This window comes from Actinacidiphila yeochonensis CN732, assembly GCF_000745345.1.
Taxonomy (GTDB): Bacteria; Actinomycetota; Actinomycetes; order Streptomycetales; family Streptomycetaceae; genus Actinacidiphila; species Actinacidiphila yeochonensis.
Genome location: NZ_JQNR01000005.1, coordinates 888890 through 915117, shown reverse-complemented (window position 1 = coordinate 915117; position 26228 = coordinate 888890). Strand labels below are relative to the sequence as shown.

Sequence of the window (26228 nt, the reverse complement as noted above, 5' to 3'; positions counted from 1 at the left end):
CTGGGGTGCGGCGGTGCGGGTCATCGGGCGGATGCCTCGGAGATGGGGCGGGGGAGCAGGTCGGCGTAGAGGGCGCTGACCGCCGCGGTGGCGGCGCGCACGTCGTGGTGGGCGCGTACGTGGTCGAGAGCCCGCCGTCCGGCGGCGGCGCGCCGCGCCGGGGCGGTGAGCAGGACCAGCAGCGCGGCGGCCAGCGCGGCGGGGTCGCCGGGCGGCACGATCGCGCCGCCGCCGTCCGGCGGGGCGCTCTCCCGGGCACCGGCCACGTCGGTGGCGACGACCGGCACGCCGCAGGCCATCGCCTCCAGCGGGGCCAGCGCCATCCCCTCCCAACGGGACGGCTGCACCGCGACGTCGGCGGCCTGGTACCAGGGGAGCGGGTCGGCGGCGGGGCCGGCGAAGAGCACGCCGTCCGGTGCGTCGCGCAGCAGCCGGGGCAGGTCGGGGCCGTCGCCGACGAGGGCCAGCCGGGCGGCGGGCAGCCGCTCGGTGACCCGCGGCCAGGCCCGCAGCAGCACGTCCTGCCCCTTCTGCGGGCACAGCCGACCGACGCACACCACCAGTGGAGTCCCGTCGCGGGCGCCGCCGGTGGCGCCGGGCCGCGGGTGGCCGAGCGGCTGCCCGGGGACGGTGGGGCCGACGGGGAGCGGGGTGGCGGCGAAGGCGGTGAGCGCGGGCAGCGCGGCGCGGGCGGCGACGCGGTCGCGGGGCGGGCGGAACCGTTCGGTGTCCACGCCGTTGGGGACGACCGCGTACTCGGCCAGCACCCCGTGCAGCAGCCCTCGGTCGCGCTCCGCCGCGCTGACGCACAGCACCCGGTGCGCCCAGCGGGCGGCGTACCGCTCCCAGCGCACCGCGGCGGCGCCGACCGGACCGCGTACGGCCTCGTACGACCAGGCGTGCGGCTGGAAGACGGTGGGCACCCGGCCCCTGGCGGCCAGCCGTCCGGCCAGGCCCGCCTTGGCGCTGTGCAGGTGGAGGAGGTCGGGGCGGACCGAGCCCAGTACGTGGGCCGCGGCCCGCGTCTCGGCGGCCAGCGAGGTCCCGGGCGGGCGGCGGGCGGCCCAGGGCACGACCCGCGCGCCGCGGGCGGCGGCCTCCGCCCCGAGCGTCCCGCCGGGCGGGCACGCGACGACCACCCGGGCGCCCTGCCGCACCTGGGCGTCCGCCAGGTCGGCGACGACGCGGGCGACGCCGCCTTCGACGGGCTGCGCCAGGTGCATCACCGTCAGCCCGCACAGCCGGTCTTCCGCGCCGTTCTGCTCTTGCCGCATCGCGCCGTTCCCTCTCCCCGGTGGCCGGAGACGTGCGAAGTCTGGTCGGTTCCGCGACCCGGTGACCGGTGATGGAACATTGCGGACCAACAGTGATCAACGGGTCGTGTGCACTCAACGAGTCCGGTGGCGGCCAGGTAATCCCCGCGCGCTCCTCCGGCACCGTCCCAGACCGTGTGCGGAATACGGCGGACGACGCGCGGCGGGTCGCTTCCACCCCCCTGAACTGCACTTTCTTATGACCATCGGAAGGTCGGGATGTAGGGAACGTCAATCTGGCGCTCCGTGAATTCACCCGTTCGCGGGTGGGCTGTCCGTGCGTCGCGACGGTCGTTATCCATTCGGGTGAAGGTTCATTACCGGCGGCGGTTCCCGGGTGTTGGTCAGGGCGGCGCGGGAACTCGGGGCCGAGCACCGGCCGAAGGAGGCTCCCGCGGTCCCGTCGTTCCGGCGGTCCCTGCGTTCCCCCGTTCCCTGATGAAGGACCCACCGTGATCAAGAAGCTCTTCGCCACCGCGGCCGTCGCCGCCTCCCTCGCGGGTGTCTCCGCCGCGGTCGCCCCGGGCGCGATGGCCATCGGCGACGAACACGGAACCACCACCGCCAACGGCAACGGTTCCGAGCAGAGCTACGGCAACACCTACACCAGCGGCGTGATGAGCCCGTCCTTCGCGCTCATCCAGGGCTCGCTCAACAAGCCCTGCATCGCGCTGCCCGCGACGGCCAACCTCGGTTCGCTGATCGGCGCGATCCCGATCACCGTCCAGGACCTGAACGTCCTGAGCTCGCCGCAGACCCAGCAGTGCACCGAGAACTCCACGCAGGTGCAGGGTGACGGGGCGCTCTCCCACATCCTGGACAACATCCCGCTGCTGTCCGGCAACGGGACCGGCAACCACTGACCGCCACCGGCGACCGCCGGCCCGCCTTCGGCGACCACCGGCCCGCCACCGGCGTCAGCTGACCCGCGTCCGCTGTCATGCGTCCGCTGTCCCGCGACCGCCGGGCCGCCCGTCCCGCCCCGTCCGCCGAGCCCCGCGCCGGTGGGCCGGGGCAGGGCGGCTCGCCGCGGGAGCCGGGCCGGAGCGCTCGTGGGCGGTTCCGCCTGCCCGTCGGCTACAGCCTTACGGGTGAATCGCAATAAATAGTGGCAAAGAGGGAGTTTCCTCGCGTCGAGCCCGGTCGTTGGACCGGGCGGCAGCGGTGCGTGGGCGCAAGGGTCGCGCCCGGCCGCCACGACCGACGTGGGGGTTCCCAGTCGCCGCTTCCGGAAAAGGAGTCCACACCGTGAAGTACACGAAGATCGCGGCCGTCGCCGCGGGCACCCTGATGGCCGCGGGTGCCGCCGTTCCGGCGTTCGCCAGCTCTGACGCGGGCGCGGTCGCCGCCGGCTCCCCCGGCGTGCTGTCCGGCAACGTCATCCAGGTCCCGGTGCACGTGCCGGTCAACCTGTGCGGCAACACCATCGACATCATCGCGCTGCTCAACCCGGCGTTCGGCAACACCTGCATCAACGCCGACAGCTGACGCCTACCTGACGGGGCCCTGGTGCCCAGGTCGGGTGCTGCCCGGGCCGCCACTGCGGCGGCCCCGGGCGGTGCGTCCCGGCGGGGGCCGGCGCAGTGGCGTCCGGCCCCGGACCACAGATGCGGAAAGAAGAGTCATGCGACAGATCCTCAGCCGGAGCCTGCTCACGGTCGCTGCCGTAGGCGGCGTCCTCGCCGCGACCGGGGGAGCCGCGCACGCGGACTCCACCGCCACGGGCAACGCCGCCGGCTCGCCCGGCGTCCTGTCGGGCAACAGCGTGCAGGTACCGGTGAACGTCCCGGTCAACGCGTGCGGGAACACCGTGGACGCCGTGGGCGTCCTCAACCCGGCGTTCGGCAACAACTGCCAGAACACCGCTGGGGCCCCGCCGGCCCAGGCGGCGCCGACCACGCCTCCGCCGCCCGCTCCCACGACCACCCCACCGGTCCGGCAGGCGCCCCCCGCGCCCCGGCACACGCAACTGGCCGAGACGGGCCTGAACGTGCGCGAGGCAGGTGCGGCCTCCGCCGCCGGCGCCGCGCTGCTGCTCGGCGGTGCGCTGCTCTACCGGCGCTCGTCCCGCGCCTCCGCGCGGACCCGCTGAACCGTCCGACCCCCCACTGACCCCCGCTCTGACCCCGCCGCCGTCAACTGCCGCGACCGGTGCCTCGGTTCGCTCCAGTGCGTCGCGGTGGGGTCCGGCGGACCCCGCCGGTCTCCACAGGAGTCCGACGGGGCCCACCGAAGAGCTGAAGAACGGCGCGGCCGGACGGCGCCCCCACGCGCACCCGCCGGGTGCGGGACACGAGCGCGGGAGACCCCGCCCTCGTGTTCCGCGTGCCCTGGGTGCGCCTCGTGTGCCGCGCGCACGGGCGGGCGAGGCTCCTCCGGCAAAACACATAGTGCGACGAACACACCAGGTATCTCCCGTACGGGTGATTGCCGAACGGCGGGTGACGGTCACGTTTCCGCTGGTCCGCCTGGTCGTTGTGCACATCGACGGACCGACGGTCCGACGGTGACAGCGGTGGTCGGCCCCCTCGACGGGCGGCCGCCGGCTCTGGCTAAGGAAAGGGTGGCAATGAAGTACTCGAAGGTGGCGGCGGTTCTGGCCGGCTCGGTGATGGCGGCCGGAATGGCCGTGCCGGCCTTTGCCGAGACCGCCGCCAATTCCGTGTCCCCCGACAACATGTCGACGATGCCCACCAGCATCAACGGCGGGGTGGACCAGGCGCTCGCCGAGCAGCCGCTGCAGAAGGTCGCGGACACCACGCACGTCCAGGACGCGCTGGAGACCGTCCAGGGCGGCGCGGACCAGGTCCAGGGCGTCGCGGGCTCCGCGCTCAACAGCGTCGGCGGCCTCCAGGGCGTGCAGAACACCGCCGGCTCCGCGCTGGGCGGTCTGCCGGGCGGCTCGCTGCTGGGCGGTCTGCCGCTCGGCAGCCTGCTGGGCGGCCTCGGCTGACCTGCGCGTCAGCCCCTCCGGCCGTACTCCTCCATCGGAGTGAATGGCCGGAACCAAACTCCCCCGGAGCGGTTGACCAGATCGTTCCGGATCTTCCAGAACCGTGCACCAAGTACCACACAAGGGACATCCAATGATCAAGAAGATGCTCGCCGGCGCCGCGCTCGCCGCGTCCGTCGCCGCTGTCGCCGCCCCCCAGGCCATGGCCATCGGCAACGACACGGGCACCACCACGGTGAACGGCAACGGCTCCACGCAGGCGTACGGCAACACCGTCACCGGCGGCGTCCAGAGCCCCCAGATCGGCCTGATCCAGGGCACCCTGAACAAGCCCTGCCTCGGCGTTCCGGTCAAGGCCAACGTCGGCTCGCTGATCGGCCTGATCCCGATCACCGTCCAGGACGTCAACGTCCTGACCTCGCCGCAGAACCAGCAGTGCGCCGAGAACTCCACCCAGGCCCAGGGTGACGAGCCGCTGTCGCACATCCTCAGCAACATCCCGGTGCTCTCCGGCAACGGCGCTGCCAACAGCTGACCGCAGCCTGACCCCGCACCAAGGGGCCGTCGGCCTTCCCCCCTCGCCGGCGGCCCCTTTCGGCGTTCCCGGACCTTCGCTGCTCCGGACCTTCGCCCCCCGGACCTTCGCCGTCCCGGGGCCCGGGGCCCGGTGCCGGCGACGCCCGACCTCTCCGCCCCCCGCTGACCTCTCGCGGGGGGCGCCGGCGTCTCCGGGTGCGATGTCGGTGGCCGCCGGTACGTTCGGTGCCATGGCGACGACGACGTACTACACGGCCACCACCCTCGACGGATGGATCGCGGACGAGGAGAACGGCCTGGACTGGCTGTTCGAGGTGGAGCACGGGGAGCAGGGGGCGGGCAACCCGTTCCCGGACTTCTTCGCCGGCGTCGGCGCGTTCGTGAGCGGCGCCACCACGTACCGGTGGCTGCTGGAGCACGAGGACCTGCTCGCCCACCCGGAGAAGTGGCAGACCTTCTACGGCGACGTGCCCTGCTGGGTCTTCACCCACCGCGACGACCTGCCGCCCGTGCCGGGCGCCGACATCACCTTCGTGCGCGGCGACGTCGCGCCGGTGCACCGGGCGATGGCCGAGGCCGCGGGCGACCGGCGGATCTGGCTGGTCGGCGGTGGAGAGCTGGCCGGCGCCTTCGCCGACCAGGGGCTGCTGGACGAACTCGTCCTCGGCGTGGCACCGGTGACCCTCGGCGCCGGTGCGCCGCTGCTGCCCCGCCGGCTCACCTCCTCCGTCCTCACCCTCACCTCCGTGGAGCAGCGCGGCCAGTTCGCCTACCTGCGCTACGCCGTGGGCCGCGGCTGAGCTGCCGGCGGGACCCGGGGAGCTGTTCGTGCGGCTCCGGTCAGTAGAGTGCGGCCTTCGGCCCGTACGGGCTGGAACCGCTGACCGGGCGCTGACCGGAATGGTGACCGGGACGCTGACCGGGTCACTCGTCCGGTGCGTCTCCTGGACGGCACGGCCCGGTCCGCCGGTTGGCGCCGTCCGGTACGAGCTGTACGAGCCGGTCGATGTGACGAGACGACAAGATGACGATGGAGCGCACGTGACCGCCGGGCCCGCCCCCGTGACCGTCGTCGGTATCGGCGCCGACGGGTGGGAGGGGCTCTCCGGTCCGGCGCGGGCCGCGCTGCGCGCCGCCGAGACGCTCCTCGGGGCGCGCCGACAGCTCGGCTACCTGCCGCCGGAGTGCCCGGGGGAGCGGGTGGCGTGGCCGTCGCCGCTGCGCTCCGCGCTGCCGGGGCTGCTGGCCGCGCACGCCGGGCGCCGCGTCGCCGTGCTCGCCAGCGGGGACCCGTTCTGCTACGGGATCGGCCGGGCGCTGGCCGAGGAGTTGGGCCCCGGGGCGCTGCGCGTGCTGCCGCACCCCTCGTCGCTCGCCTACGCCTGCGCCCGGCTCGGCTGGCCGGCGGAGGAGACCGGGACCGTGTCGCTGGTGGGCCGGCCCGCCGACCGGCTGGCCGCCGCCCTGCACGACGGCCGCCGGCTTCTGGTCCTCGTCCCGGACGCCGCCGGGCCCGCCGAGGTGGCCGCGCTGCTGCGCGACCGCGGCTTCGGCCCGAGCCGGCTGCGGGTGCTGGAGCAGCTCGGCGGCCCGGCCGAGCGGACGAGCGCCGAGGGCACCGCCGACGGCTGGGACCAGCCGCCGGGAGATCCGCTCGCCGTCGTCGCCGTGGAGTGCCGCCGCGCCGGGGACGCCCTGCGGCTGGGCGCGGTGCCGGGCCTGCCCGACGACGCCTACGACCACGACGGCCAGCTGACCAAGCGCCATGTGCGGGCCGCCACGCTGGCCGTCCTCGCGCCCGCCCCCGGCGAGCTGCTGTGGGACGTCGGCGGCGGCTCCGGCTCGGTGGCCGTGGAGTGGATGCGTGCCCACCCGTCCTGCCGGGCGGTCAGTGTCGAGCGCGACCCGGTCCGGGCGGCCCGGATCGGGGAGAACGCCCGGCGGCTCGGCGTCCCCGGGCTGCGCGTGGTGACCGGGCGGGCCCCCGAGGCGCTGGACGGGCTTCCGGTGCCCGACGCGGTGTTCGTCGGCGGCGGCCTGACCGTTCCCGGCCTGCTCGACGCCTGCTGGGGCGCGCTGCCGCCTGGCGGCCGGCTGGTCGCCAACACCGTCACCCTGGAGTCCGAGGCGCTGCTGGGCGCCTGGTACCGGCGGCTCGGCGGGGAGCTGGTGCGGCTCGCGGTCGCGCACGCGGTGCCGGTGGGCGGCTTCACCGGCTGGCGGCAGGCCATGCCGGTCACCCAGTGGTCGGTCACCAAGCCCGACGAGCCCGAAGAGCCCGACGAGCCCGGTGGTCCGAGCGGTCCCGGCGGGCCCGAAGCCTCCGGAACCGCACCTCGGCCCGACCCCCACCACGATCCGCGCGCGACGCAGGAGGCTGACGGCGTATGACCGTGTACTTCATCGGAGCCGGGCCCGGCGCCCCCGACCTGATCACCGTGCGCGGTGCCCGGCTGCTGGCGGCGTGCCGGGTGTGCCTGTACGCGGGCAGCCTGGTGCCGCGCGAGCTGCTGGCCGAGTGCCCGCCGGACGCCGAACTCGTCGACACCGCGCGGATGGACCTCGACCAGATCACCGCCGCCCTGGTCGGCGCCCACCGGGACGGCCACGACGTGGCGCGGCTGCACTCCGGCGACCCGTCGGTCTTCAGCGCGGTGGCCGAGCAGATGCGGCGCCTGGACGCTGCCGGGGTGCCGTACGAGGTGGTGCCGGGGGTGCCGGCCTTCGCCGCCGCGGCGGCGGCGCTGCGGCGGGAGCTGACCGTGCCGGCCGTCGGCCAGACCGTCGTCCTCACCCGGATAGCGCAGCGGGCGACGCCGATGCCGCCCGGTGAGGAGCTGCCCTCGCTCGCCCGCAGCGGCGCGCTGCTGGTGCTCCACCTCGCGGCCGGCTACGTGGACCGCGTGGTGGAGGAGTTGCTGCCGCACTACGGGCCGCAGTGCCCGGCCGCGGTCGTCGCCTACGCCAGCCGCCCCGAGGAGGTGGTGCTGCGCGGCACCCTCGCCGACATCGCCGGCCAGGTGCACGCCGCGGGGGTGCGGCGCACGGCGGTGATCATCGTCGGCCGCACGCTGGCCGCCGAGTCCTTCCCGGACAGCCACCTGTACTCGTCGGCCCGCTGCCGCGACTGACACCCGCGCCAGGGCCGGGAGCGAAGGCAGAAGCGGGCCGGAGCGGTGGGCGGCGCCCGCCCTGCCGTTCCGGCCCGAGGGTCGTGCTGGAAGCCGTGCCGGCGGTGCTGAAAGCCGTGCCGGTGGTGCTGGAAGCCGGGCCAGGCCGTGCTGGAGGCGGCGTCAGTTCACCGCGACGGGGGCCGGCGCGCCGTAGAAGGTGATGGCCGGCCAGCCCTTGGACTGCACGAGCTGCGACAGCGCCTGCGCGATCTCCGCGGGCGTGACCGCGTGGGTGCCAGGGGCCACCATGTCCCACTGGACGGAGAAGGTGATGGTCATCGACGTGCCGTCGTCGGCTCCGGGGAAGGTCGTGTACGTCCCGCCGGAGAACTGGGTGCCCTGCGGGAAGTCCGGGGTCGAGGCGTCGGCCTGCTGAGCCCGGGCCTCCGGCTGGGCCTGCGTCTGGGCCTGCGGGGTGGCCGTCGGCTGCTGCGCGGGTTCGGCGGCGTGTGCCTGGCCGGCCCCCGCGAGGATCGTTCCGGCCGCAGCCGTCCCCGTGTAGCCGAGCACGGCGCGCCTGGAGATCGCGGACATGGTGGTCCCCCCTCGTCGTCCGGCGCGCCCCCTGCGCACCGGTGGGTCCAACACGCCCGATCGTAGGGGGAGTCGGTGGCTCACGGAGCAGGAATGGAGGCTTCCGGTCTGCTGCGGCCGACGACGTTCCCGGCCCGGTCGACGCAGATCACGTCCACGGTCACGGGGGCGCCGCGCAGGACGCCGAGGGCCTGGTCGCGGGCGGCCTCGGCCACCCGGTTGCCGAGCGGCACGCCGGCCGCGGCGGAGAGCTGGAGCGCGGCCAGCGCGGTGTTGGCCTCCGTGACCGCTGCCACCAGCTCGCTGCCGCCTCCGGCCTCGCGGGTCAGCCGGGCGAGGTGGGCCGGGTCGACCTGGGAGCGGGCCGAGTGCAGGTCGAGGTGGCCGGCGGCGAGCTTGGAGAGCTTGGCGAAGCCGCCGCAGATGGTGAGCCGGTCCACGGGATGGCGGCGCAGGTACTTCAGCACGGCCCCGGCGAAGTCGCCCATGTCGAGCAGGGCGTCCATGGGCAGCCCGTACTCCGCGATCACGGTCCGCTCGGAGGTGGAGCCGGTGCAGCCCGCCACGTGGGTGCGGCCGGCGGCGCGGGCCACGTCCACGCCCCGCCGGATGGAGTCGATCCACGCCGAGCACGAGTAGGGCACGACGATGCCGGTGGTGCCGAGGATGGACAGCCCGCCGAGGATGCCCAGCCGGGGGTTCCACGTGGAACGTGCGATCTCCTCGCCGTCGTCCACGGAGACGGTAACCTCGACGTCGCCGCTCCCGCCGTGGCGGCCGGCCACCTCGGCGAGGTGATCGCGGATCAGCTGCCGGGGTACCGGGTTGATCGCGGGCTCCCCGACCGGCAGCGGGAGGCCCGGCAGGGTCACGGTGCCGACGCCCGGTCCGGCCCGGAAGACGACGCCCGAGCCCGCTGGCAGGCCCCTGACGGTGGCCCGCACCAGGGCGCCGTGGGTGACGTCCGGGTCGTCCCCGGCGTCCTTGACCACGCCCGCCATCGCGTACGGGCCGCCGGGCCCGTCGATGGCCGGGGCGCCGTCCGCAGGTTCCGCGTTCGCCGTCTCCCTGACGGTCAGCCTCTCCACGGCCAGCGCGAACGCCGGGGTGTGGCCGCGCGGCAGGGTGATCGTCACGGGATCGGGGAACTCGCCGGTCAGCAGGGCGGTGTAGGCGGCCGTGGCGGCGGCGGTCGCGCAGGCCCCGGTGGTCCAGCCCGAGCGCAGACCGGTGTGCTTGAGTTGGGCGCTGCGGCCGCCCTCGGCCGCGGGGCGGCCGGTTCCGCCTCCGTTGTCACTCATGAAGGGACCGCGCTTCCATGGCTTCCGTGCACGTGCTCATCCTCGGCGGTACGGCCGAGGGGCGCGAACTCGCGGGGCTGCTGGCCGAGCGGCTGCCCTCGCTCAAGGTGACCAGCTCGCTCGCCGGGCGGGTGGCCGCGCCCCGGCTGCCGTCCGGTGAGGTGCGGGTGGGCGGCTTCGGCGGCAGCGCGGGGCTGGCGGCGTGGCTGCGCGAGAACGCCGTGCACCTGCTCATCGACGCCACCCACCCCTTCGCCGGGACCATCAGCCGCAACGCGGCGGAGGCTGCCGCGCAGGCCCATGTTCCCCTGCTCGCGGTGCGCCGCCCCGGGTGGGTCCAGGAGCCCGGGGACGACTGGCACCGGGTGGACTCGCTGGCGGACGCGGCCCGGGTGCTGCCGGGCCTGGGCACGCGGGTGTTCCTGACGACCGGGCGCACCGGCGTGGAGGCGTTCGCCGGGCTCGACCCGCTGTGGTTCCTGCTGCGCTCGGTGGACCCGCCGGCGCCCGGCCTGCCCGTACCGGCGCGGCTGGAGGTGCTGCTGGACCGGGGGCCGTTCACACTCGACGGCGAGCGGGAGCTGCTGCGGGCGCACCGGATCGACGTGCTGGTCACGAAGGACAGCGGCGGCGGTGCGACGGCCCCGAAGCTGGCGGCGGCGCGCTCCCTGGGGGTACGCGTGGTCGTCGTACGGCGGCCCGTGCCGTCACCGGGTGTCCCCTCGGTGGTGGACGCGCCGGGGGCGCTGGAGTGGGTACGGAAGCGGCTCCACGACCCACGCCCTCCGACCGACGCCTGAACGACAGGGCACCGGGCGGACTGGGCGCACTACGCGCCCGGGTACACCGGGTACACCGGGCACACCGGGTTCGATGCCCGGTGACGGCTGACGGACCTCGGCCCTAAGGTGTGCCGATGATCTTCAAGAGGAAGCAGGAGGGCTCGGCGCTCGCCGCCGCCGTCTCCGAACTGGAGGAGGGGGTCGCCGCCCGCGACGGCGACCGCACCGGGCGCGCCTTCACCGCCGTGATGAACGTCGTGCAGTCGGCGTCGGATGGCGAACGCGTCCAGGCAGGGCCCCGGTTGGCGGCACTGATCCCCGCCTTCCCGCCCACCGGGCCGCGCCCGATGCTGGCGATGGCGGCCGGATTCTGCGTCGAGCACGGGGCCGATCCGGTGGCCTGCGCCGAGCCGGTCCTCGGCGGCGTTCACCGGGACCTCGTCGACGCCCTGGAGCTCGCCCGCCGCTGGACCGCCGCCGGCGGGGCCGAGGACGAACTGCCGGAGCCGGACGTGAAGATCATCGACGACGCGCTGCTGGCGCGCCTCGGCGGCGACGAACGCGAGGCCACGCGGCTGGCACTGGCCTGGTGCTCGGTCGAGGAGTGGCAGCCGCCCGCGCTGGCCGTGCTGTGCCGCAGCGCCGAGGTGCGCCGTCGGCACGCGTCCGGGCTCCTTCCCGCCTGCCAGGAGGTGGAGGCCCTGGGGCGGCACGACCTGAAGTGCCTGGCCTACGCGCTGGCGGTGCTGGACGACGAGCCCCTGGTCGTACTGCACCGGCCCAGCGGAACGGGGTTCGAGGTGCGCATCGGCGGCATCGGGGACAACTTCCAGTTGCACACGCTGCTCGCCCACGTCCTCGTCGGCGGCGGCCACCTGCCCGGCACGGCGCCGTCGGCGGAGAGCGTCCGCCTGGCCACGGACCCTGAGCCCGCCCGGGGGCGCACCCAGACCGTCGCGACCGGCGCCTTCGAACTCCTCGCCCCGGACGGCACGCCCCTGTGGAACGAAGGGCTGCCCGACGACATCCCCGTGGTGGAGAGACGCCGCCTCCTCGTGCTCGACGAACCGGCGTACCAGCGCAGTTGGAACGCGGACCGGTTCTTCCCGCACCTCCCGGGCACCGCCGAGCTGACCCGCGTCCTGACGGCTGACGAGACGCGCACCTGGTTCGCCCGCACGGCACCCGCCGAAGGGACTCGCCAGCCCTCCTGAGCCGCCGGCCCTCCGAGGTGCGGACCCTCCTGAGCCGCAGGCCCTCTTGAGCCGGCGGCTCTACGCTGCCGGTCCCCCGCCCGCCGGAGTGAGCTGGGGGACCGTCCGCGAAGCCGTGGGCCCGGGCCTCAGGCGGGGTCCGGGGCGGTGGCGGCTCCGTCCCTTGGCGGGCTTTCGCCGGTGGGCGCCGGGTAGGTGCGGGGGGTGAAGGCGAGGGGGTGGGTGCCGGGGCGGGGGATCGTACGGGTCTGGGTGGAGCCGACGATCAGGAGCGTGCGCATGTCGACCTCGGCGGGGTCGAGGTCGACGAGGGGCACGACGCGGACCCGCTCGTCCGGGCCGCCGATGTCGCGGGCCACGACGACCGGCGTCTCGGGGGCGCGCAGCTCCAGCAGCAGCTCGCGCGCCCTGGCCACCTGCCAGGTGCGGCTGCGTGAGCCCGGGTTGTACAGGGCCAGCACCAGGTCAGCGGTGGCCGCCGCCCGCAGCCGTTCGGCGATGACCTCCCACGGCTTGAGCCGGTCGGAGAGGGAGATCGTCGCGTAGTCGTGGCCGAGGGGGGCGCCCGCGCGGGCCGCGGCGGCGTTCGCCGCGGTCACCCCGGGCAGCACCCGCACCGGTACGTCGTCGTACTCCGGCTGCGCGGACGCCTCCAGCACCGCCGTGGCCATCGCGAACACGCCCGGGTCGCCGCCGGAGACGACCGCGACCCGGCGGCCGCGCCGTGCCAGGTCGAGGGCGAACTCGGCACGTTCGGCCTCCACCCGGTTGTCGGTGCGGTGCCGGCGCTGGCCCGGCCGTACCGGCACCCGGTCCAGGTAGGTGGCGTACCCGACGAGGTCGTCGGCGGCGGCCAGCGCGCCCCGCGACTCCGGCGTCAGCCACAGCGGCCCGGCCGGCCCGGTGCCGACCACCACCACCTCGCCCGGCGCGGCGGACCCGTCCGCCGGAGCGGCAGCGTCCATCGGGTCAGCGGGGTTCGTGCGGCCCGCGCGATCCTGGCCGGGCAGCAGGGCCCCGGCCCGGCTGGGCAGCAGGGCCACCGCGAAGTACGGGACGCTGCCGGGGTCGACCGACGCGAGGTCGGCGGTGCGCTCGCCCGGCATCGTGGCCCGTTCCACGTAGTGGGCCTCGTCGAGCCGGCCGGCGCGCTCCAGGGCCCGCCGTACGGTGGGGAAGGTGCGGCCGAGCTTCATCACCACGGCGGCGTCGGTGGCGGCCAGCCGCGCGGCCAGCTCCTCCTCCGGGAGCGTGCCGGGCAGGACGGTCAGCACCTCGTCGCCCTCGGCCAGCGGGGTGCCGAGCCGGGCCGCCGCCGCGGCCATCGCGGTCACGCCGGGCACGACCTCCGTCGGGTAGCGGTCCGCCAGCCGCTTGTGCATGTGCATGTAGGAGCCGTAGAAGAGCGGGTCGCCCTCGGCGAGCACGGCGACCGTCCGCCCGGCGTCCAGGTGCGCGGCCAGCCGCGCGGCGGCCTGCTCGTAGAACTCGTCCATCGCGCCCTGGTAGCCGCCGGGGTGGTCGGTGGTCTCGGTGGTGACCGGGTAGACCAGCGCCTCCTCGACGTGGTCCGGCCGGATGTGGCGGGCCGCGATGGAGCGGGCGATCGACCGTCCGTGCCGGGCGCTGTGGTACGCCACGACGTCGGCCTCGGCGATGGCCTCCACGGCGCGCAGGGTCATCAACGAGGGGTCGCCGGGGCCGAGTCCGACCCCGTAGAGCCGTCCGGTGCGTTCGGTGCGTTCGGTGCTTCCGGTGCTTCCGGTGCTTCCGGTGCTTCCGGTGCTTCCGGTGTCGGACGGGTCCGGGTCGGCGGTGTCGGTGGGACGGGCGGTGCTCATTCTTCCTCGCTCGCGATCGCGTTCAGGGCGGCCGCGGCCATCGCGCTGCCGCCGCGCCGGCCGCGGACGACCAGGTGCTCAAGGCCCGCCGGGTGGGCGGCGAGCGCGTCCTTGGACTCGGCGGCGCCGACGAACCCGACGGGCACGCCGATGACCGCCGCCGGGCGGGGAGCGCCCGCCTCGACCAGCTCCAGCAGCCGGAACAGCGCGGTGGGCGCGTTGCCGACGGCCACGACCGCGCCGGCCAGCCGGTCGCCCCACAGGTCCAGCGCGGCGGCGCTGCGGGTGGTGCCGAGCTTCGCGGCCAGCTCGGGTACGGACGGGTCGCCGAGGGTGCACACCACCTCGTTCGCGGCGGGCAGCCGGCGCCGGGTGACGCCGCTGGCGACCATCTGGGCGTCGCACAGGATCGGCGCCCCGTCGCGCAGCGCGGCGCGGGCGGCGGCCACCACGCCGGGGGTCCAACCGAGGTCGGCGGTGAGGTCGACCATGCCGCAGGCGTGGATCATGCGCACCGCGACCCGGCTGACGTCCTCCGGCAGCCGTCCGAGGTCGGCCTCGGCCCGGATGGTGGCAAAGGACTGGCGGTAGATGGCCGCGCCGTCCTTCTCGTAGTCGAACACAGTGGTCTCGCTCATCTGCTCACCGCGCCGCGGCGCGCCGCCGCCACGGTGGCGGCGAGGTCGGAGGGGGCTGAAGGGTCGGTGGAGGCTGAAGGGTCGGTGGGGGCTGACGGGACGGCGGTACCCCGGGTCACGGGTACGCCGCCCCGGACCAGGTCCACGCGGTAGCCCTCGGCCGTGGCGACGACGTCGACGCGGTCGCCGCGCGGCCGCCCGCAGGCGCGTTCGCAGCCGGACCAGTACACCGGCAACAACCGCCCGCCGGAGGCCGTTTGGCCCGCGGCCCGGTCTGTGGCGGCCCGGTCTGTGGCGGCCCGGTCTGTGGCGGCCCGGTCTGTGGCGGTCCGGTCGGCGGCGGTCCGGTCTGTGGCGGTCCGGTCCGTACCGGCGTGGTCGGCGACCGTCGTGGCGGCGTCCGCCCGCACGTCGGCCAGCGCCTTCGCGCAGCCGGGCCGGCCGGTGCACGCTCCGACGCCGGCCCAGGGGGAGCTCTCGTCGGTCACCAGCCCGGCCGCCGCGAGGACGGCCAGCTCGGCCGGGGCCCGGTCGGCGGGCACCGCCGGGACCACGGCGCCGCGCCACGGGGTCAGCCGCAGCTCGCCGGCCGGGGTGCGGGAGGCGGCGTCGGCCAGGGCCCGCCACTGGTCCGGGGTCAGTCGGCCGAGCGGGGCGAGCACGCTGAGGGCGGCGGAGCCGGGCGCGGCCGGGTCCCGGACGAGGCCGGGCCGGGGCGCCGGCCCAGCCGGCCAGGGGCCAGGGCCAGGGGTGGGGGCGGGCCAGGTGACGGGGACGCCCGAGGCGGCGAGTAGGCGCGCCAGACGCTCCGTCAGGGCAGCACCACCGTCGGGTAGTTCGGTGACGCGCCACACCCCGGGCTCGCCGGTGGGCTCCGTGCGGGCCGCGTCGGTGAAGGCCTCAGCCGCCAGCAGTGCGGCCCGCGGCGCCTCGGCGGCGGGCAGCCCGAGCGGCGCGGCGCGGCCGAGCCGCAGCAGCGCGGAGCTGTCGGGGGCGGCCCGCAGCGTGACGTCGGGGGCCAGCGCGGCGACGTCGCCGCGGCCGTCGTCCAGCGCGAACAGGAACCGTCCGGAGAGCGCGCGGGCCGGGCCGCTGCCGCACAGCAGGGCGTCCAGCGCGCGCAGCCACGGGCGGATGTCGGCGTGGCCGAGGCCGTCCAGGCCGGACAGCGGCGAGGCGACGACGTTGCGCACCCGTTCGTGAGCGGGTGACGGCAGCAGCCCCGCCGCGGTGAGCAGCTCCTCCAACGCGCCGCCGCAGGTGGCGCCGAGGCCGCGCAGCTGGACGTTGCCGCGCGAGGTGAGGTGGAGGTCGCCGTCGCCGAGCCGGGACGCGGCCTCGCCGAGTGCCGCGGCCTGGGCCGAGGTCAGGACGCCGCCGGGGACGCGTATCCGGGCCAGGGCGCCGTCGTCCGCGCTGTGCAGCCGCAGGGCGCCGGGGCAGGCGTCCGCGCGGTCCCGCGCGGGGACGGGGCCGGAGCGGAACGGCTGGCCGGGGGCGGAGGGCATGGCGGCGAGCATACCGACCGGACCACAAATCGGATGATCTGCCTGCGACGGCCCTTGCGGACGCGGAACACCCTCCCCGTCGGCCTCCCGTCGCCCTCCCGCCATCCTCCCCGTCGGCCTCCCGCCATCCTCCGCGCCGCCCTCCCTTCGCCTCCCCGCCGCCTCCCCGCCGCCTCCGTCGTCGCCCTCAAGGCCGGCAGTTCGTTCCTGGCGCGAACCGATGGCCCAAGGCGGCCCCCTGCCGCCTAAGATGCTCGCAGCGCGGGCCGACCGGCCCGCGACCGCCGCAGACGGCGACAGGGGAGGAAGCCCGGTGCGAATCCGGCGCGGTCCCGCCACTGTGAGCCCGGCCTGAAAAGCCGGGTGAGCCAGGAACTCCCGCCGTCCGACACCGCCCGGGGCGCGGACACCCCGAGGAAGGCCAGCCGCAGCATGCCCTACGCCGACGAGCCGATCCTGCTGCTCTCCACCTCCGACACCGACCTGCTCAGCGCCCGCGCCGCCGCCGGCCCGGTCGGCTTCCGCTTCGCCAACCCCTCGCGGCTGTCCGCGCAGGAGCTGCCCGCGCTGCTGGAGGGCGCCGGACTGGTCGTGGTGCGGCTGCTCGGCGGGGTGCGGGCCTGGCAGGACGGCCTCGACGTGCTGCGCGCCGACGGCCGCCCCGTCGTCGTGCTCTCCGGTGAACAGGCCCCGGACGCCCAGCTGATGGCCGCCTCCACGGTGCCGGTCGGGATCGCCGCCGAGGCGCACGCCTACCTCGCGCACGGCGGCCCGGCCAACCTCGAACAGCTCGCCCGCTTCCTGTCCGACACGGTGCTGCTGACCGGCCACGGCTTCGAGCCGCCGGCCCCTGCGCCGTCCTGGGGACCGCTGGAGCGCTCGCACGCCACCGCCGCGCCGGACGCCCCGGCCGTCGCCGTGCTGTACTACCGGGCCCACCACATGAGCGGCAACACCGCGTTCGTGGAGGCACTCTGCACGGCCGTCGAGGAGGCCGGCGGCCGGGCGATGCCGTACTTCGTGGCCTCGCTGCGCGCCCCGGAGCCGGAGCTGGTGGCCGAACTCGGTGCCGCCGGCGCGATCGTGACGACCGTTCTCGCGGCGGGCGGCACCCGTCCGGCGGACGCGGGCGCGGGCGGCGACGACGAGGCGTGGGACGCGGGCGCCCTCACCGGCCTGGACGTTCCGGTGCTCCAGGCGCTGTGCCTGACCTCCTCGCGGGCGGACTGGCTGGCCAGCGACGAGGGCGTGTCCCCGCTGGACGCGGCCAGCCAGATCGCGGTGCCGGAGTTCGACGGGCGGCTGATCACTGTCCCGTTCTCGTTCAAGGAGGTCGACGAGGACGGCCTGCCCGCCTACGTCCCCGACCCCGAGCGGGCCGCGCGGGTGGCCGGCACCGCCGTGGCGCACGCCCGGCTGCGGCAGGTGCCGAACGCGGAGAAGCGGTTGGCCCTGGTGCTGTCGGCGTACCCGACGAAGCACTCGCGGATCGGCAACGCGGTCGGCCTGGACACCCCCGCGAGCGCGGTGGCGCTGCTGCGCCGACTGCGGGCGGACGGCTACGACTTCGGCTCCGAGCCGGTGCCCGGCCTCGACGGCGGGAACGACGACGGCGGGAACGACGGCGGGAACGAGGCCGCGAGCGGCGGCCCCGACGGCCCCGACGGACACCACGGCCCCGACGGACACGACGGCGACGCGCTGATCCGCGCCCTCATCGACGCCGGCGGCCACGACCAGGACTGGTTGACCGAGGAGCAGCTGGCCCGCAACCCCGTGCGGGTGCCGGCCGCCGACTACCGCCGCTGGTACGCCACCCTCCCGGCGGAGCTGCGGGAGGCGGTGGAGCGGCACTGGGGACCGCCGCCGGGTGAGATGTTCGTGGACCGCAGCCGTGACCCGGACGGCGACATCGTGCTCGCGGCACTGCGGTACGGGAACCTGCTGGTGCTGATCCAGCCGCCGCGCGGCTTCGGCGAGAACCCGATCGCGATCTACCACGACCCGGACCTGCCGCCGTCCCACCACTACCTGGCCGCCTACCGCTGGATCGCGGCGCCGGTCGCGGAGGGCGGTTTCGGCGCCGACGCGATGGTGCACCTGGGCAAGCACGGCAACCTGGAGTGGCTGCCGGGCAAGAACGCGGGCCTGTCGGCCTCCTGCGGGCCCGACGCGGCGCTGGGCGGGCTGCCGCTGGTCTACCCGTTCCTCGTCAACGACCCGGGCGAGGGCACCCAGGCCAAGCGCCGGGCGCACGCCACCCTCGTGGACCACCTGGTGCCGCCGATGGCCCGCGCCGACTCGTACGGCGACATCGCCCGGCTGGAACAGCTGATGGACGAGCACGCGCAGATCGCGTCGATGGACCCGGCGAAGCTGCCGGCCGTGCGGGCGCAGATCTGGACGCTGATCCAGGCCGCGCGGCTCGACCACGACCTCGGCCTGGACGACCGCCCCGACGACGCGGGCTTCGACGACTTCCTGCTGCACGTCGACGGTTGGCTGTGCGAGATCAAGGACGCCCAGATCCGCGACGGCCTGCACGTGCTGGGCAAGGCCCCGGCCGCTGGGGACCGGGTCAACCTGGTGCTGGCGATCCTGCGCGCCCGGCAGATCTGGGGCGGCACCAACGCGCTGCCCGGCCTGCGGGAGGCGCTCGGCCTGGACGAGTCGGCCGCCGGCCGGACCGCCGCCGACGAGGCCGAGGCCCTGGCCCGAGCCCTGGTGGAGGCGATGGAGGCGGCCGACTGGGACCCGGCGGCGGTGCCGGACACCGTCACGCGCGTCCTCGGCGAACCCCTCGCGGAACCGGACGGCGTGAACGGCACGGACGGCGCCGACGGCGTGAACGGCGTGAACGGCGCGAACGGCGTGGACCGGAAGGTCGCCGCCGTGCTGGAGTTCGCCGCGCGCGAGGTGGTGCCCCGGCTGGCGGCCACCACCGACGAGCTGGACCGGGTGGCGCACGCGCTGTCCGGCGGGTTCGTCCCGGCCGGGCCGTCCGGGTCGCCGCTGCGCGGGCTGGTCAACGTGCTGCCCACCGGCCGCAACTTCTACTCCGTCGACCCCAAGGCGGTGCCCTCGCGGCTGGCCTGGGAGACCGGGCAGGCGCTGGCCGACTCGCTGCTGGCCCGCTACCGCGACGACAACGGCACCTGGCCGGCCTCGGTGGGCCTGTCGCTGTGGGGCACCTCGGCGATGCGCACCGCCGGCGACGACATCGCGGAGGCGCTGGCGCTGCTCGGTATCCGCCCGGTCTGGGACGACGCCTCGCGCCGCGTCACCGGCCTGGAGCCGATCCCGGCCGACGAGCTGGGTCGCCCCCGCGTCGACGTGACGCTGCGCATCTCCGGCTTCTTCCGCGACGCCTTCCCGCACGCGGTGGCGCTGCTGGACGACGCGGTACGGCTGGCCGCGTCGCTGGACGAGCCCGACGAGGCCAACCACGTACGCGCCCACACCCGGGCCGACCTGGCCGAGCACGGCGACGAACGGCGCGCCACCACCCGCATCTTCGGCTCCCGGCCGGGCACGTACGGGGCCGGGCTGCTCCAGCTGATCGACTCCCGCGACTGGCGTACCGACGCCGACCTCGCGGAGGTCTACACGGTGTGGGGCGGCTACGCCTACGGGCGCGGGCTGGACGGGCGGCCGGCCCGGCCGGAGATGGAGACGGCGTACCGGCGGATCGCGGTGGCGGCGAAGAACACCGACACCCGCGAGCACGACATCGCCGACTCCGACGACTACTTCCAGTACCACGGCGGCATGGTGGCGGCGGTGCGGGCGCTCACCGGCAGCTCCCCGGCCGCCTACATCGGCGACTCCACCCGGCCGGAGACGGTCCGCACCCGCACCCTGCTGGAGGAGACCTCGCGGGTCTTCCGGGCCCGGGTGGTCAACCCCCGCTGGATCGAGGCGATGCGCCGCCACGGCTACAAGGGCGCCTTCGAGCTGGCCGCCACCGTGGACTACCTGTTCGGGTACGACGCCACCACCAACGTCATCGCCGACTGGATGTACGACAAGATCACCGAGACGTACCTGATGGACCCGGTCAACCGGGACTTCCTGCGCGAGGCCAACCCGTGGGCGCTGCACGGCATCGCCGAGCGGCTGCTGGAGGCCGAGTCGCGCGGCCTGTGGGCCGAGCCCGACCCGGCGGCCCTGGCCGAGCTGCGCCGCCTCTACCTGGAGACGGAGGGGGAGCTGGAGGGCGAGGAGTGACCGGCGGCCGGGTGCCGGGCCACCGGGCCACCGGGTAGGCCGGGCGCCGGCTCAGGTCTCGTCGGTGCCGGTGCCGGTGCCGGTGCCGGTGCTGGTTCCGGTGCTGGTTCCGGTGTCGGTGCCGGTGCCGGTGCCGGTGTCGGTCTCGGCGGCGGTGGCCTGCTGGGGTTCGACCTGGGCGAGGCGGTTGCGCAGAGCGGCGGTGACCCCCTGGTGGGAGTCGCTGCCCAGGACGACCCTCATCGGGGCGGGCCGCTGTGCCGCGCTGTCGATGATGCGGGCGGCGATCTTCGCCGGATCGCCGAGGAGCGGCGGCGGGGCGTCCTTGAACCGGCGCACGAATGCCGCCGGCGTCCCGTCGTAGGCGGGCAGCGGCTCGCCCAGCCGCAGGCTGCCGCGGGCGAACGCGGTACGCGCGCCGCCCGGCTCGACGAGCGTGACTCCGATCCCGAACGGGGCGACTTCCTGGGCCAGGGCTTCCATGAAGCCTTCGCAGCCCCACTTGCTCGCGTGGTAGAGCGAGGCCCCGGCATGGGCTGCGAGCCCGGCGACCGAGGAGATCTGGATCAGCCGGCCGCCGCCCTGAGCGCGCAGGTGCGGCAGCGCCGCCCGCGCCGTCTGCATCGACCCGAGCAGGTTGGTGCTGATCTGGTGGAGCATCTGCTCGTCGCTGAGCTCCTCGGCGGCGCCGAACAGGCCGTAGCCGGCGTTGATCGCGACGACGTCGATGCGACCGAGGTCGCGGAAGGCGGCGTCGACGACCTCGCGGACCCTCGAGAGGTCGGTGACGTCGAGGTGAGCGACCCGGAAGCGGTCACCGTACGTGGCCCGCAGGTCGTCGACCGAGCCCTCCCGCCGCACCGTGCCGGCGACCCGGCAGCCGCGCGAGAGGAGTTGCTCGGCCAGCTCGCGACCGAACCCGCTGTTGACGCCGGTGATGAACCATGTGTCTGTTGCCATGCCGCCCACGTTCACGGCTGCGAACCGGCCCTGCCAGCTCCCGGTGTTCCTGGTAGTGGCAGGGGCACCCACCGGGTGCTGCCCCCTCATAGGCTGGACGTGTGGACAAGGCCCTCGGAGACTTCCTGCGCGCGCGGCGGGAACTGGTCACCCCCGCCGAGGTCGGCCTGGCACCTGGCCACGGACTGCGCCGGGTGCCCGGACTGCGCCGCGAGGAGGTGGCCATGCTGGCCGGGATCAGCGTCGAGTACTACCTCCGCCTCGAACAGGGACGTGACCGCAACCCCTCGGCCCAGGTGATCGACGCGCTCGCCCGCGTCCTCCGACTGGACGCGGAGAGCACGGCCTACCTGACGTCCCTCGCCCGCCCGAAGCCGCGCCGCGGCCCCGCAGAGCCCGACGAACGGGTGCCCGCCCGGCTCGAATCGCTGCTGCGGACCCTCAACGTGCCCGCCCTGGTCTTCAACAAGTACAGCGACGTACTGGCCGCCAACCGGCTGGCCCGAGCCCTGTCGCCCGACATGGTTCCAGGCAGGAACCGCCTGCGCGTCCTGTTCACCGACCGGGCGGCACATGAGTACAACGCCGACTGGGAGCGGTACACCGCCACCGCCGTGGCCCACCTGCGGGCCCAGATCGGCACGGAGACCGACGACGAGCGCCTGCACGCGCTGATCGGCGAGCTGTCACTCAGGAGCGAGAGGTTCCGCGTGCTCTGGGCACGGCACGACGTGCGCTCGGCACACGACGCCACCTTCCGCCTCCGGCACCCACGGGTCGGTGCCCTGGAACTGCTCGCCGAGAAGTTCCAGGTGGTCGGCTCCGGCGGCCTGGAAGCGCTGCTCCTGCACGCCAGGCCCGGCACGCCCTCGGCCGACGCCCTCGCGCTCCTTGCCACACTCGACGTTCCCTCCTGACCGTGGCTGTGGCCGTGTCAGTCGACAGCTGCGAGCGGGCGGTGGGGACCAGCCCGTCGGGGCCTGGCCGCGTCCCGGACGGCGCCGGGCCGACCCGCCGCCCCGGGCACCGACGGCCTCTCCGGCCGGGGCGCCTAGGATCGGGTGTCGGCGGGACCTGCCGTGTCCGGCCGCCCACCTGTTCGTCCATCGCCAACGAGGAGGCCGCCGTGCCGATCCGGGTCGCCGTGCTCGACGACTACCAGCAGGTCGCCGGGGAGTTCGCGGACTGGGCGGGACGGCTGCCCGACGCGCGGGTGGAGTTCTTCCCCGAGCACATCGCCGACGAGGACGCGCTGGCCGCCGCCCTGGCGGAGGCCGAGGTGGTGGTGGCGATGCGCGAGCGCACCGCCTTCCCGCGCCGGCTGTTCGAACGGCTCCCCGCGCTGCGGCTGCTGGTCACCACCGGGATGGTCAACGCGGCCGTGGACCTCGAAGCCGCCGCCGAGGCCGGCGTGACGGTCTGCGGCACCCGTTCGCACCCCTCGGGCACCACCGAGCTGACGTGGGCGCTGATCCTGGGCCTGGTCCGGGGCACGGCGGCCGAGGACGGGCGGGTGCGGTCCGGCGGCTGGCAGCAGACGTTGGCCCCGGACCTGGACGGGCAGGTGCTGGGCATTGCCGGGCTGGGCCGGCTCGGGTCGAAGGTGGCCGCGGTGGGGTCGGCGTTCGGCATGGACGTGGCGGCGTGGAGCCCGAACCTGACCGCCGAGCGGGCCGCCGAGCACGGCGCGCGGCTGGTCGGCAAGGAGGAGCTGTTCGCCACGGCCAAGGTCGTCACGCTGCACCTGGTGCTCTCGGAGCGCACCCGTGGCGTCGTCGGCGACCCGGAGCTGTCGGTGATGCGCCCGGACGCGTACCTGGTCAACACCTCGCGCTTCGGCCTGCTCGACGAGGAGGCGCTGCGCCGGGCGCTGGCCTCGGACCGCCCGGCCGGGGTGGGGCTCGACGTCTTCCCGCAGGAGCCGCTGCCGGCCGGCCACTGGCTGCGCACGGCCCCGCGCACCCTGCTCACCCCGCACATGGGGTACGTGACGGAGCGGACCTACCGGATCTTCTTCGGGGACGTGGTCGAGGACATCGCCGCGTTCCTGGCGGGCGACCCCGTCCGCGTGATCTGAGCCGGCTCCTCGGCGTTTGCGTCAGCACTCCGGACGAGCAGCGTCAGGGACGGGCCGCGTCAGCGTCCGGACGAGGTCGTGGACGAGATCGTGCACGCGGTCGTGGCCGCTGACGCTGACGCTGACGCGTCAGGACAGGCCGGCGGAGGAGAGCAGTCGGCGGGCCTCGTCGGCGTCCACGGCCTTGGCCAGCTCGTTCAGCGCCCCCCGGTCCGGCAGCAGCCCGGCGGCGTGCGCGCGGCGGGCGCCGCTGTCCAGCTCGTGCCAGAGGAACGGGTTGGCGATCAGCACCGTCACGTCGACGGAGGCCAGCGCGCCGGAGGCGTCCCGCAGGATCAGCCGCCGGTCCACGGTGCCCATGAGGCGGGCCGAGACGAGCCGGTCGGTGCGCACCCGCTCGGTGTGCAGCAGGCCGCGTACGGCCAGCCAGCCCTCGCCGGCGGTGGTGCGCGGCGGCAGCAGGATCGCGAAGAGCGTCGCCGCGAGCGCCGTCCACAGCAGGGCGCGCCACCAGGTGAGGGAGCCGTCCCAGCCGTCGAAGACCAGCGCCAGGGCCAGCACGCTGACCGAGGAGGCGTAGGCGGTACGCATTCTGTGCGGCCATTCGCGGTCCCGCGCGGGCACAGGGTGGGCCGCCGCTCCGGCCGGGGGACGGGACGCCGTGGTGGGGAAGTCGCCGCGCTGCATGTCTCCGACGCTAGGCACCGGCCGCCTCGCTGAACGGGCCCTTGACGCCGCCCTGACGCCTCCCGAGCCCTTCCTGACACCCCCCTGACACCGACGCCGAAGCCCGCCGTCGGACCCTCCGGAACCCGCCGTCCGACCCTCCGGAACCCGCCGTCCGACCCTCCGAAGCCCGCCGTCCGACCCTCTGGGGCCCGCCTTCGCGCGGTACGGCGCGGGCAGGAGCCGGTACGGCGGCGGGCCCGTACCCGGGCCTGGACGGCCGGGTACGGGCCCGCGTGGGGTGGGCCGGGGCGATGAGCAGGCGCCCCGGCCCGGTGGCAGCGGACGTCCGCCGACGTCGGCTGCCACGGTCTCAGCCGATGCCGGCCGGTTCCGGCCGTGCGTCAGTCGATGTCCGGCGGTCCCGGCGGTGCGTCAGCCGACGTCGCGCAGGGACAGGTCCGCCAGCGACTCGCGGCGCACCAGGAGGCGTGCGGTGCCGTCCGCGACGCCCACGACGGGCGGGCGGCCGACCATGTTGTACGCGGCCGCCATCGAGAGGTGGTACGCGCCCGCGACGGGTACGGCCAGCAGGTCGCCGGGTCGCAGGTCCTCGGGCAGGGCGACGTCCTCGGCGAGGATGTCGCCGGCCTCGCAGTAGCGGCCCACGACGTCCACCGGGACGGGGCGGGCGGTGCTGGCCCGGCCCACCAGCAGTGGCGCGTACCGCACTCCGTAGAGGGCGGGGCGCGGGTTGTCGCCCATGCCGCCGTCCACGGCGACCATGGTGCGGCCGCCGCCGTGCTTGATAGACAGCACCCGGTAGAGCGCCACCCCGGCGGGCCCGATGACCGCCCGGCCGGGCTCCACCGTGAGCCGGGGTACCGGGAGGCCGTTGCCGGCGCACCCGTCGGCGAGTTCGGCGCGCACCCGGGCGGCCAACGTGGGGACGTCCAGGGCGGGTTCGCCCGGGCGGTAGGCGACCGCGTGGCCGCCGCCGATGTCGAGCTGCGGCAGCGCCACGCCGTGCTGGTCGCGGATGCGGGCCAGCAGCCCGACCAGCCGCCGGACCGCCGCCAGGTACGGCTTCACGGTCGCGATCTGGGAGCCGATGTGGCAGTGCAGGCCGACCAGTTCGAGGCCCGGCTGGCCCAGCACCCGGTCCACGGCGTGCTGCGCGGAGCCGTCGGTGAGGGAGAGCCCGAACTTCTGGCCCTCGCCGCCGGTGCGCACCGACTGGTGGCCGCCGGCGACCACGCCGGGCACCACCCGCAGCATCACCGCCTGCCGGTCGCCGGGGCGTACGAGGGTGGCGATGCGGGCGATCTCGGCGGGGCTGTCGATGACGATCCGGCCCACCCCGAGGCGGACGGCGGCCCGCAGGTCCTCCGGGGTCTTGGCGTTGCCGTGCAGGACGATCCGTTCGGCGGGGAAGCCGCTGGTCACGGCCAGTTCCAGCTCGCCGGCCGAGCACACGTCCAGGCCCAGGCCCTCCTCGCGCACCCAGCGGGCCACCGCCCGGCACAGGAACGCCTTGGCCGCGTAGACGACGTCGGCGTCGGGGAACGCGGCCAGGTAGCCGCGGCAGCGGGCCCGCACCTCGGCCTCGTCGAGTACGTAGAGGGGGGTGCCGAAGCGGTCCGCCGCCTCGGCCAGCGACACCCCGCCGACGGCCACGTCCCCGCCGGGCGCGGGCCGGGCGGAGGCGGGCCACACCGACAGCGGGTCGGCGCCGAGAGCCCTCGGGACGGTCACGGTCTCGGTGAGGTCGCGCGGAATGTCGCGCGGAAGGTCCAGCGGAATGTCGCGCGGAAGGTCCTGGGGAAGGTCCAGCGGAATGTCGCGCGGAAGATCCTGGGGAAGGTCCAGCGGGATGTCCTGGGGGGTGTCCTGCGGGGCGTCCACGAGTACGTCCTCCCGAAGGTCGTCCTGAACGCGCTGCGGTTGCCGCACCCCGATGGCGGGGCGCGGGGTGCCCGTGCCGGCGACGAGCGCCGTACCCGGGCCCGGACCGGTCGACCTCCGCAGGGCCGGACCCGCGGGCTCCCGGACGGCTCCGTGGAGGGGCGGGTGTACGGCAGGACGCGTCATCGGACACCTCCCGTGGCGGGGTGGCCGGCGAGCCCCAGGCCGGCGGGCGCGGGGTGCGGCACGTCGGGCACCTGGGCGGGCGCGGGCGCGGCCAGCCGGGGGTCGAGGCGCAGTTCGAGCACCCCCAGCGGTTCGGCCAGTGCCCGCAGCGCCGGCTCGGCCAGCCGGATGTACGGCTGCCGGCCGAGCGTGGCGCGCAGCCGCTCCTCGGTGGTGAACGCCACCGCCGTCCGGCCGCCCAGGGCGGTGCGGAAGAAGCGGGCGGTCGGCCCGGTGGGACCCGGCCGGACCGGGACGTACAACGCGGTTCCGGCCGGGACGGGTTCAAGGGGCTCGGGGTCCTCGGCGGCCAGGGGTGCGGACATGGCGCGGCTCCTTCACGGGTGGCCCGGCCGTTGGGCCGGGCGGTCTTC

At 75.7% G+C, this 26228-nt stretch carries 23 protein-coding genes and 1 riboswitch; of the genes, 13 read left to right on the top strand and 10 right to left on the bottom strand.

The window, feature by feature from the left end:
- Positions 1–20 precede the first annotated feature (20 nt).
- On the bottom strand, positions 21–1274 hold the full coding sequence (locus tag BS72_RS15740) for a glycosyltransferase (RefSeq protein WP_051951150.1): 1254 nt from the start codon (positions 1272–1274) through the stop codon (positions 21–23).
- Positions 1275–1765: 491 nt separating this feature from the next.
- Here BS72_RS15740 and BS72_RS15735 point away from each other — a divergent pair, with 491 nt between their 5' ends.
- The 8 genes from BS72_RS15735 to cobM all read left to right on the top strand — a co-directional run bounded on the left by BS72_RS15735 (position 1766) and on the right by cobM (position 7934).
- The gene (locus BS72_RS15735; protein ID WP_037911214.1) at positions 1766–2176 is read left to right on the top strand and encodes a rodlin; all 411 of its coding nucleotides are present in this window, start codon (positions 1766–1768) and stop codon (positions 2174–2176) included.
- Between the two features lie 385 nt (positions 2177–2561).
- Entirely contained in the window at positions 2562–2801 is a 240-nt protein-coding gene (locus tag BS72_RS15730; RefSeq protein ID WP_037911212.1) for a chaplin, read from the top strand.
- Between the two features lie 136 nt (positions 2802–2937).
- Positions 2938–3405 carry a chaplin gene (locus BS72_RS39560; protein ID WP_051951149.1) on the top strand — a complete coding sequence of 156 codons (468 nt, stop codon included), beginning with the start codon at positions 2938–2940 and terminating at the stop codon, positions 3403–3405.
- Between the two features lie 477 nt (positions 3406–3882).
- Complete coding sequence (locus tag BS72_RS32385) at positions 3883–4266, top strand: hypothetical protein (protein WP_051951148.1); 384 nt, start codon at positions 3883–3885, stop codon at positions 4264–4266.
- A 133-nt stretch (positions 4267–4399) separates the two neighbouring features.
- Complete coding sequence (locus BS72_RS15715; protein ID WP_037911210.1) at positions 4400–4801, top strand: rodlin; 402 nt, start codon at positions 4400–4402, stop codon at positions 4799–4801.
- Positions 4802–5033: 232 nt separating this feature from the next.
- Positions 5034–5603 carry a dihydrofolate reductase family protein gene (locus tag BS72_RS15710; protein WP_037916087.1) on the top strand — a complete coding sequence of 190 codons (570 nt, stop codon included), beginning with the start codon at positions 5034–5036 and terminating at the stop codon, positions 5601–5603.
- Positions 5604–5844: 241 nt separating this feature from the next.
- Positions 5845–7194: a precorrin-6y C5,15-methyltransferase (decarboxylating) subunit CbiE gene (gene cbiE / locus BS72_RS15705; protein ID WP_407638979.1), complete on the top strand. Its 1350-nt coding sequence runs from the start codon at positions 5845–5847 to the stop codon at positions 7192–7194.
- A complete protein-coding gene (gene cobM / locus BS72_RS15700; RefSeq protein WP_037911209.1) occupies positions 7191–7934 on the top strand; it encodes a precorrin-4 C(11)-methyltransferase in 744 nt (247 codons plus the stop codon). Before cbiE ends, cobM begins: the two co-directional genes overlap by 4 nt.
- A gap of 162 nt (positions 7935–8096) precedes the next feature.
- On the opposite strand, the gene BS72_RS15695 is transcribed toward cobM, so the two are convergent.
- Together BS72_RS15695 and BS72_RS15690 are read right to left on the bottom strand one after the other, a co-directional pair.
- Positions 8097–8510 carry a hypothetical protein gene (locus BS72_RS15695; protein ID WP_037911207.1) on the bottom strand — a complete coding sequence of 138 codons (414 nt, stop codon included), beginning with the start codon at positions 8508–8510 and terminating at the stop codon, positions 8097–8099.
- An 80-nt stretch (positions 8511–8590) separates the two neighbouring features.
- The gene (locus tag BS72_RS15690; RefSeq protein WP_037911204.1) at positions 8591–9811 is read right to left on the bottom strand and encodes a cobalt-precorrin-5B (C(1))-methyltransferase; all 1221 of its coding nucleotides are present in this window, start codon (positions 9809–9811) and stop codon (positions 8591–8593) included.
- Positions 9812–9837: 26 nt separating this feature from the next.
- On the opposite strand from BS72_RS15690, the gene BS72_RS15685 reads away from it, so the two are divergent.
- Both BS72_RS15685 and BS72_RS15680 read left to right on the top strand, forming a co-directional pair.
- The gene (locus tag BS72_RS15685) at positions 9838–10611 is read left to right on the top strand and encodes a cobalt-precorrin-6A reductase (protein ID WP_037916082.1); all 774 of its coding nucleotides are present in this window, start codon (positions 9838–9840) and stop codon (positions 10609–10611) included.
- A 116-nt stretch (positions 10612–10727) separates the two neighbouring features.
- Entirely contained in the window at positions 10728–11807 is a 1080-nt protein-coding gene (locus tag BS72_RS15680) for a hypothetical protein (RefSeq protein ID WP_037911202.1), read from the top strand.
- Positions 11808–11935: 128 nt separating this feature from the next.
- Here the strand turns inward: BS72_RS15680 and BS72_RS15675 are convergent, their stop codons facing one another.
- From BS72_RS15675 to BS72_RS15665, 3 genes are all read right to left on the bottom strand, one after another.
- Positions 11936–13489 (bottom strand): precorrin-2 C(20)-methyltransferase, encoded by a 1554-nt coding sequence (locus BS72_RS15675; protein ID WP_063836179.1) that lies wholly within the window; start codon positions 13487–13489, stop codon positions 11936–11938.
- Between the two features lie 155 nt (positions 13490–13644).
- A complete protein-coding gene (locus tag BS72_RS15670; RefSeq protein WP_037911197.1) occupies positions 13645–14286 on the bottom strand; it encodes a precorrin-8X methylmutase in 642 nt (213 codons plus the stop codon).
- Entirely contained in the window at positions 14283–15794 is a 1512-nt protein-coding gene (locus tag BS72_RS15665; protein WP_232792423.1) for a hypothetical protein, read from the bottom strand. Before BS72_RS15665 ends, BS72_RS15670 begins: the two co-directional genes overlap by 4 nt.
- A 302-nt stretch (positions 15795–16096) precedes the next feature.
- Positions 16097–16172, top strand: a riboswitch (cobalamin riboswitch).
- 54 nt (positions 16173–16226) lie between these two features.
- Between BS72_RS15665 and cobN the strand changes: the two genes are divergently transcribed.
- Entirely contained in the window at positions 16227–20021 is a 3795-nt protein-coding gene (gene cobN / locus BS72_RS15660) for a cobaltochelatase subunit CobN (RefSeq protein WP_037916075.1), read from the top strand.
- Positions 20022–20072: 51 nt separating this feature from the next.
- On the opposite strand, the gene BS72_RS15655 is transcribed toward cobN, so the two are convergent.
- On the bottom strand, positions 20073–20981 hold the full coding sequence (locus BS72_RS15655) for an SDR family oxidoreductase (protein ID WP_078901827.1): 909 nt from the start codon (positions 20979–20981) through the stop codon (positions 20073–20075).
- Between the two features lie 101 nt (positions 20982–21082).
- Between BS72_RS15655 and BS72_RS15650 the strand changes: the two genes are divergently transcribed.
- Together BS72_RS15650 and BS72_RS15645 are read left to right on the top strand one after the other, a co-directional pair.
- Positions 21083–21898 carry a helix-turn-helix domain-containing protein gene (locus BS72_RS15650; protein WP_037911194.1) on the top strand — a complete coding sequence of 272 codons (816 nt, stop codon included), beginning with the start codon at positions 21083–21085 and terminating at the stop codon, positions 21896–21898.
- 209 nt (positions 21899–22107) lie between these two features.
- Positions 22108–23058, top strand: coding sequence for a D-2-hydroxyacid dehydrogenase family protein (locus tag BS72_RS15645; protein ID WP_037911192.1), 951 nt, complete (start codon positions 22108–22110; stop codon positions 23056–23058).
- 129 nt (positions 23059–23187) lie between these two features.
- Here BS72_RS15645 and BS72_RS15640 read toward each other — a convergent pair whose 3' ends face one another.
- From BS72_RS15640 to BS72_RS15630, 3 genes are all read right to left on the bottom strand, one after another.
- Positions 23188–23745, bottom strand: a complete 558-nt coding sequence (locus tag BS72_RS15640; protein WP_157856251.1) for a hypothetical protein — start codon at positions 23743–23745, stop codon at positions 23188–23190.
- Positions 23746–24159: 414 nt separating this feature from the next.
- Positions 24160–25503, bottom strand: coding sequence for a diaminopimelate decarboxylase (gene lysA, locus BS72_RS15635; RefSeq protein ID WP_037916071.1), 1344 nt, complete (start codon positions 25501–25503; stop codon positions 24160–24162).
- A 308-nt stretch (positions 25504–25811) separates the two neighbouring features.
- The gene (locus BS72_RS15630; RefSeq protein ID WP_037911190.1) at positions 25812–26180 is read right to left on the bottom strand and encodes an SAV_915 family protein; all 369 of its coding nucleotides are present in this window, start codon (positions 26178–26180) and stop codon (positions 25812–25814) included.
- Positions 26181–26228 lie beyond the last annotated feature (48 nt).

Bases quoted from the DNA above. Each gene is read 5' to 3' on its own strand.
- BS72_RS15710 (WP_037916087.1), top strand. From the start codon at position 5,034: ATGGCGACGACGACGTACTACACGGCCACCACCCTCGACGGATGGATC.
- BS72_RS15695 (WP_037911207.1), bottom strand. From the start codon at position 8,510: ATGTCCGCGATCTCCAGGCGCGCCGTGCTCGGCTACACGGGGACGGCT.
- BS72_RS15630 (WP_037911190.1), bottom strand. From the start codon at position 26,180: ATGTCCGCACCCCTGGCCGCCGAGGACCCCGAGCCCCTTGAACCCGTC.
- cobN (WP_037916075.1), top strand. From the start codon at position 16,227: ATGCCCTACGCCGACGAGCCGATCCTGCTGCTCTCCACCTCCGACACC.
- cobM (WP_037911209.1), top strand. From the start codon at position 7,191: ATGACCGTGTACTTCATCGGAGCCGGGCCCGGCGCCCCCGACCTGATC.
- BS72_RS15690 (WP_037911204.1), bottom strand. From the start codon at position 9,811: ATGAGTGACAACGGAGGCGGAACCGGCCGCCCCGCGGCCGAGGGCGGC.
- BS72_RS39560 (WP_051951149.1), top strand. From the start codon at position 2,938: ATGCGACAGATCCTCAGCCGGAGCCTGCTCACGGTCGCTGCCGTAGGC.
- BS72_RS32385 (WP_051951148.1), top strand. From the start codon at position 3,883: ATGAAGTACTCGAAGGTGGCGGCGGTTCTGGCCGGCTCGGTGATGGCG.
- BS72_RS15655 (WP_078901827.1), bottom strand. From the start codon at position 20,981: ATGGCAACAGACACATGGTTCATCACCGGCGTCAACAGCGGGTTCGGT.
- BS72_RS15715 (WP_037911210.1), top strand. From the start codon at position 4,400: ATGATCAAGAAGATGCTCGCCGGCGCCGCGCTCGCCGCGTCCGTCGCC.
- BS72_RS15665 (WP_232792423.1), bottom strand. From the start codon at position 15,794: ATGCCCTCCGCCCCCGGCCAGCCGTTCCGCTCCGGCCCCGTCCCCGCG.
- BS72_RS15740 (WP_051951150.1), bottom strand. From the start codon at position 1,274: ATGCGGCAAGAGCAGAACGGCGCGGAAGACCGGCTGTGCGGGCTGACG.
- BS72_RS15640 (WP_157856251.1), bottom strand. From the start codon at position 23,745: ATGCAGCGCGGCGACTTCCCCACCACGGCGTCCCGTCCCCCGGCCGGA.
- BS72_RS15675 (WP_063836179.1), bottom strand. From the start codon at position 13,489: ATGACCCTGCGCGCCGTGGAGGCCATCGCCGAGGCCGACGTCGTGGCG.
- BS72_RS15670 (WP_037911197.1), bottom strand. From the start codon at position 14,286: ATGAGCGAGACCACTGTGTTCGACTACGAGAAGGACGGCGCGGCCATC.
- BS72_RS15680 (WP_037911202.1), top strand. From the start codon at position 10,728: ATGATCTTCAAGAGGAAGCAGGAGGGCTCGGCGCTCGCCGCCGCCGTC.